Annotated in this window: 9 protein-coding genes; 1 reads left to right on the top strand and 8 read right to left on the bottom strand. The window is 50.6% G+C overall.

Annotated features, from left to right (window positions below; all coding sequences use genetic code 11):
• Window positions 1-359 precede the first annotated feature (359 nt).
• Window positions 360-1,496 (top strand): TIGR04013 family B12-binding domain/radical SAM domain-containing protein, encoded by a 1,137-nt coding sequence (locus tag J7M22_02830; protein ID MCD6505540.1) that lies wholly within the window; start codon window positions 360-362, stop codon window positions 1,494-1,496.
• On the opposite strand, the gene J7M22_02825 is transcribed toward J7M22_02830, so the two are convergent.
• The 8 genes from J7M22_02825 to J7M22_02790 form a co-directional block, all read right to left on the bottom strand.
• The gene (locus J7M22_02825) at window positions 1,482-1,796 is read right to left on the bottom strand and encodes a DUF1343 domain-containing protein (protein ID MCD6505539.1); all 315 of its coding nucleotides are present in this window, start codon (window positions 1,794-1,796) and stop codon (window positions 1,482-1,484) included. The two genes, J7M22_02830 and J7M22_02825, sit on opposite strands and share 15 nt — an antisense overlap.
• A 70-nt stretch (window positions 1,797-1,866) precedes the next feature.
• A complete protein-coding gene (locus tag J7M22_02820; protein MCD6505538.1) occupies window positions 1,867-1,962 on the bottom strand; it encodes a hypothetical protein in 96 nt (31 codons plus the stop codon).
• A 42-nt stretch (window positions 1,963-2,004) separates the two neighbouring features.
• Complete coding sequence (locus J7M22_02815) at window positions 2,005-2,610, bottom strand: DUF1343 domain-containing protein (GenBank protein ID MCD6505537.1); 606 nt, start codon at window positions 2,608-2,610, stop codon at window positions 2,005-2,007.
• Complete coding sequence (locus tag J7M22_02810; GenBank protein MCD6505536.1) at window positions 2,607-2,762, bottom strand: hypothetical protein; 156 nt, start codon at window positions 2,760-2,762, stop codon at window positions 2,607-2,609. The genes J7M22_02815 and J7M22_02810 overlap by 4 nt, the downstream gene beginning before the upstream one ends.
• Before the next feature lie 116 nt (window positions 2,763-2,878).
• Window positions 2,879-3,145 carry a hypothetical protein gene (locus J7M22_02805; GenBank protein MCD6505535.1) on the bottom strand — a complete coding sequence of 89 codons (267 nt, stop codon included), beginning with the start codon at window positions 3,143-3,145 and terminating at the stop codon, window positions 2,879-2,881.
• Complete coding sequence (locus J7M22_02800) at window positions 3,117-3,365, bottom strand: integrase core domain-containing protein (GenBank protein MCD6505534.1); 249 nt, start codon at window positions 3,363-3,365, stop codon at window positions 3,117-3,119. Before J7M22_02800 ends, J7M22_02805 begins: the two co-directional genes overlap by 29 nt.
• Window positions 3,274-3,687 carry a DDE-type integrase/transposase/recombinase gene (locus J7M22_02795; protein MCD6505533.1) on the bottom strand — a complete coding sequence of 138 codons (414 nt, stop codon included), beginning with the start codon at window positions 3,685-3,687 and terminating at the stop codon, window positions 3,274-3,276. Before J7M22_02795 ends, J7M22_02800 begins: the two co-directional genes overlap by 92 nt.
• Window positions 3,684-4,093, bottom strand: a 410-nt coding sequence (locus J7M22_02790) for a transposase (GenBank protein MCD6505532.1), incomplete at its 5' end; no start/stop codon positions are given. The genes J7M22_02790 and J7M22_02795, both read right to left, overlap by 4 nt.

Raw genomic sequence — 4,093 nt, 5'->3', positions numbered from 1 at the left:
CTGATCCAGCTTTAGCAGAGATCTCTGCTTGAAGGTGACCAGCATCAGTATTGCAGAAGTCGATGAATCCTGTTATTATTCTCCTGTTGATTTCCTCTCCCATTTTGTGTGCCTCTTAGGGTCTCTCTCTAGGGGGCATTATAATTATACCTTTTCTTCTCCCTCTGTAGAAAGCTGGGGAATTTCTGGATTCTTACTGACTTACCCCCGGTTGAGTTGATCGTTCACGGGCTGGGCGTTCCTATCTCAAGATAACCCTTTTCCCTTTTCCTCTCGTCCGACTTACACTGAAGCGATTCTCCTCCCCTTCCTCCTCATATCATATATGTTATAATCCTAAACGGCCGGAGAGAGATAGAATGGAATTAACAGGAAGGGTGATCTGGAGATATTCGGAAGCCAATCATAACGCCCTATGCGCTCTCGGGTCGTCATGTGAGGGATCAGCCAAATTCATGTCCTCGGAAAGGGCCGATCCCTCACCTGGCGATGTGATCTGCTACTCCTTCAGGACATCTGAGTTGGAGATAATCAGGGAGGAAGTGAGGGCGATGAGGGAGGCCTACGGCGATAAAATTGTGCTCATAGCCGGCGGCCCTCATCCGAGCGGCGATCCATACGGAGCGCTGAAGCTGGGTTTCGATAAGGTCTTTACAGGACCTTGCGAGGAGGAGATGGCGAGCTTTCTACGGAGGGAGATACCGGACGATGAGGAAATTATAACCGGCCGCTCCTTCGACATATCCAAATATCCTATCTCCTCCGATCATCTCCCCCTGCCAAGAGGGATCGAGATATCTAGAGGATGTCCATACGGTTGTCGTTTCTGCCAGGTCTCATATGTCTTCGGATTTAAGGTCTATCATAGATCTCCCGAATCGGTTATCGAATTCGTTTCCAGACGCGGGATGAAGATCGTCAGATTCGTCGCCCCGAACTCCCTCGCCTATATGGCTGAGAAGAGGGGAGAGCCTAATCTAAATGCCATAGAGAAATTGCTCGTGGGATTGCGAAGGGCGGGCGCGAGACAGATATTCTTCGGAACCTTCCCCTCAGAGATCAGGCCCGATTGGGTGAAACCGGAGGCGATGAGGCTGATCAAGGAGCTATGCGATAACAGAACTGTTGTCATCGGAGCGCAATCGGGAAGCGATAGAATGCTCAAACTGATGGGCAGAGGACACTCAGTCGAGGATGTGAGAAGGGCAGTGGAGATCACAAAACAGGCGGGGCTTGAGCCGAGGATCGACCTGATATTTTTTGCCCCGGACGAGAACGAGGAGGATCGTCAGGCTACGTTCGAGTTTGCCGAGGAGATGGGGAGGATGGGCGTCGTGACCTACGCCCATATCTTCATGCCCCTGCCCGGAACACCGTGGGCAAACCGGTTGCCTCAGATCGATTCGAAATCGCTCAAACGGATCGAGTCCCTCGTCGGCAGGGGAATCGTCAAGGGAAACTGGAGAAGACATCTACAGATATTAGGGATAAAGTAGGATCGGCTCAATCCTGCTCCTAAAAGCCTCACATTCCCCCTTCCATCTCTCGATCAACCCCTCAATTTCAACCCCGTCCCCCCCTTCAATCGCCCTTCTGGCCGATTCGGTCCCGTAGAGACGATCGAAGTGATCGTTGAGGACGAGCTTATCGGGATATAACCTTTTGATCGTAAGAAGCAGCCGGAGGACGGTCCTGACGGGACGAAATCTCCGCCGATCGATGATATGTATCTGAGCGCCGCCACAGAGATCGCCTTTGTATTTCGAGAAAGCAGGCTTAAAGAAACAGGGCCTCAAGGCGGCTCCCTCAGGTTCCGGTGTCTCGTCGGTCAGAAGATATGGATCGATCCAGGACGCTCCGAAGAGCTCAAACGGTCTCGTGGTACCCCTTCCTTCCGAATAGATTCGTCCCCTCGAACAGGCACGTTCCGGGATAGAGGATAGCCGTTGCGGGGGTTGGCATATTAGGAGAGGGCATCACCCATTCTAGACCGGTCTCGTCGAACTACGTGTCCCTCCGCCATCCTCTCATCGGTATGACCTCCAGATCAAGCTCAAGCCCTCTATCCTCGCGATACAACTTGGCCAGTTCGCCGGGCGTCAGGCCGTATCTGATCGGCACGGGGTGCATGCCGACGAATGAAATCAACCCTTGTTCGAGGATCGGCCCCTCTATGATCGTTCCGGTTATGGGATTGGGCCTGTCAAGCAAGATGAAAGATATCCCGGCCTCGGACGCCGACTCCATGCACAGGAACATCGTCGATATGTAGGTGAAGAACCTCGCTCCGACATCCTGTATGTCGTAGATAAGCAGCTCCAGATCGGAGAGCATCCCTATCTCAGGCTTCCTCAAGGGGCCATAGAGGCTGATGACGGGGATGTCGTATCTGGGTTCGTGGAAATTCCCTATGCTTTCGCCCGGCGATCCGGTCTGATATAACCCGTGCTCAGGTGAGAATATCAGCTCGACCTTAACCCCCTGTTCGATCAGGATGGATATGTTGTCGCGAAGTTTCTCATCCACCCCCGTCGAGTTGGTCACCAATCCGACCTTCGCTCCCCTAAAGGCATCCATTCTCTCTCTGACCATCACCGTCAATCTGGTCATTTCTTCATCAGCCTCTCTATCAGATCGGCCGGCTCGGTCTGCCAGCTGGAGTAGAGCATGTAGCGATAGCCTTTATCGGGTTTATAGATCGTCACACCATTTGGCCCTGACGCCATCGGGATAGCGGCGATGGCGATCAATACGGAGATCAAGCTCATTCTCCGTTATTTAAGATGGTTCGCCTTAGCAAACACCCCCGTCGTCAATCTTCGGAGCTGCTTCAACTATATTTTCTCCATCGTCTTGGCGTTAACAATAGGAAGACGATTTACCCGGCCACCTCGATCTGCTGCAACCCTACAAACCGAGGAAGGTCTTCTACAGCTCCGGAGTACTCCTCCAGACACAATTCTAGGACTTCCTTCAGGTTCTGGTGTGAAGTGCACCCATTATTTTGGACACATTTTTGGGCGATCTTATTGGGAGGTAACCCATTACCCTGGGAATCAGAAGGAGATCTGACCAACCCTCCTTCTGATTCCCCTCTTTCCGCCACCCTTATTTTATCACACCTGGCTATCTCTTTCAACCCCATTGGCTCTCTTCCTCCACCTTTGCTCGAACTCCTTTGGAGTCAGATATCCCAAAGCCGAGTGAACTCTCTTCTGCATGTAGACCACCTCTAGGAAATAGCCTATCCTTCTCCTAGCATCCTGTATATCTTCATACTCGTTGAGATAAACTTCTTCCTCCTTCAACGTCCTTATCAGCCTCTCCGCATATGCATTCTGCTGAGGTGCTCCCTTTGATGCCATGCTTATCTTTATCTCTTTTAGAGGCATATTGAACTCCTTGATCCGAGTGATGAATCTCCGCAGATGAGTAAGAGCTTAGCGCTTTATGTAGAGCGGAAATGGTCAATTGCTCATCCAGGCTACCTGATATCTCCCATCCTCTTATTGATCTTGTAAATACGTCCATCAAAACCGCTAAATATGCATACTCTCTCTTCAGACGGATGTATGTTATGTCCCCACACCAAACCTGATTTGGCCTCACTATCTGAATATCCTTTATCAGATTAGGATATTTGCCAAGGTGGTGATTTGAAAGGGTAGTTTTGAGGTATCCTCTCACTTGCACTTTTCTTCTCTCATGATTCTCAGGACCCTCTTGTGGTTGACAGCGTATCCTCTTCTTCTCAGCTCTGCCGTCATACGGCGATAACCATATCTGGGAAACTCCATCGCTATCCTTTCTATCTCCTCTCTAAGGAGCAAGTCATCTTCCTTGGTTGATCTGTAATAATAGGAGCTGGGAGCGCAATCGAGGATTTGGCATAGGAGCCTGACCGGATATTCCTCCTTGAGCATCTCTATCACTTCCCTCTTCTGATAGCCCAGCAGACTGAATACTTTTTTTGAGACGCTCAGTTCATAAGTGAGCTTCCCTACTAACCTCTCAAGCTCTGCTATTCTCTGGTGCTCTTTTGAGTTGGCTCCAGGAGTAAAGATCAGGTGTGCTCTCTCCAAGAACTGCTTCT

This window comes from Candidatus Poribacteria bacterium (genome assembly GCA_021162805.1).
In the GTDB taxonomy this organism is placed as follows: Bacteria; Poribacteria; WGA-4E; order B28-G17; family B28-G17; genus JAGGXZ01.
This window is presented reverse-complemented; position numbering and strand designations above follow the sequence as displayed.

Bases quoted from the DNA above. Each gene is read 5' to 3' on its own strand.
- J7M22_02800 (MCD6505534.1), bottom strand. From the start codon at position 3,365: ATGGCATCAAAGGGAGCACCTCAGCAGAATGCATATGCGGAGAGGCTG.
- J7M22_02815 (MCD6505537.1), bottom strand. From the start codon at position 2,610: ATGACCAGATTGACGGTGATGGTCAGAGAGAGAATGGATGCCTTTAGG.
- J7M22_02820 (MCD6505538.1), bottom strand. From the start codon at position 1,962: ATGCCAACCCCCGCAACGGCTATCCTCTATCCCGGAACGTGCCTGTTC.
- J7M22_02830 (MCD6505540.1), top strand. From the start codon at position 360: ATGGAATTAACAGGAAGGGTGATCTGGAGATATTCGGAAGCCAATCAT.
- J7M22_02805 (MCD6505535.1), bottom strand. From the start codon at position 3,145: ATGGGGTTGAAAGAGATAGCCAGGTGTGATAAAATAAGGGTGGCGGAA.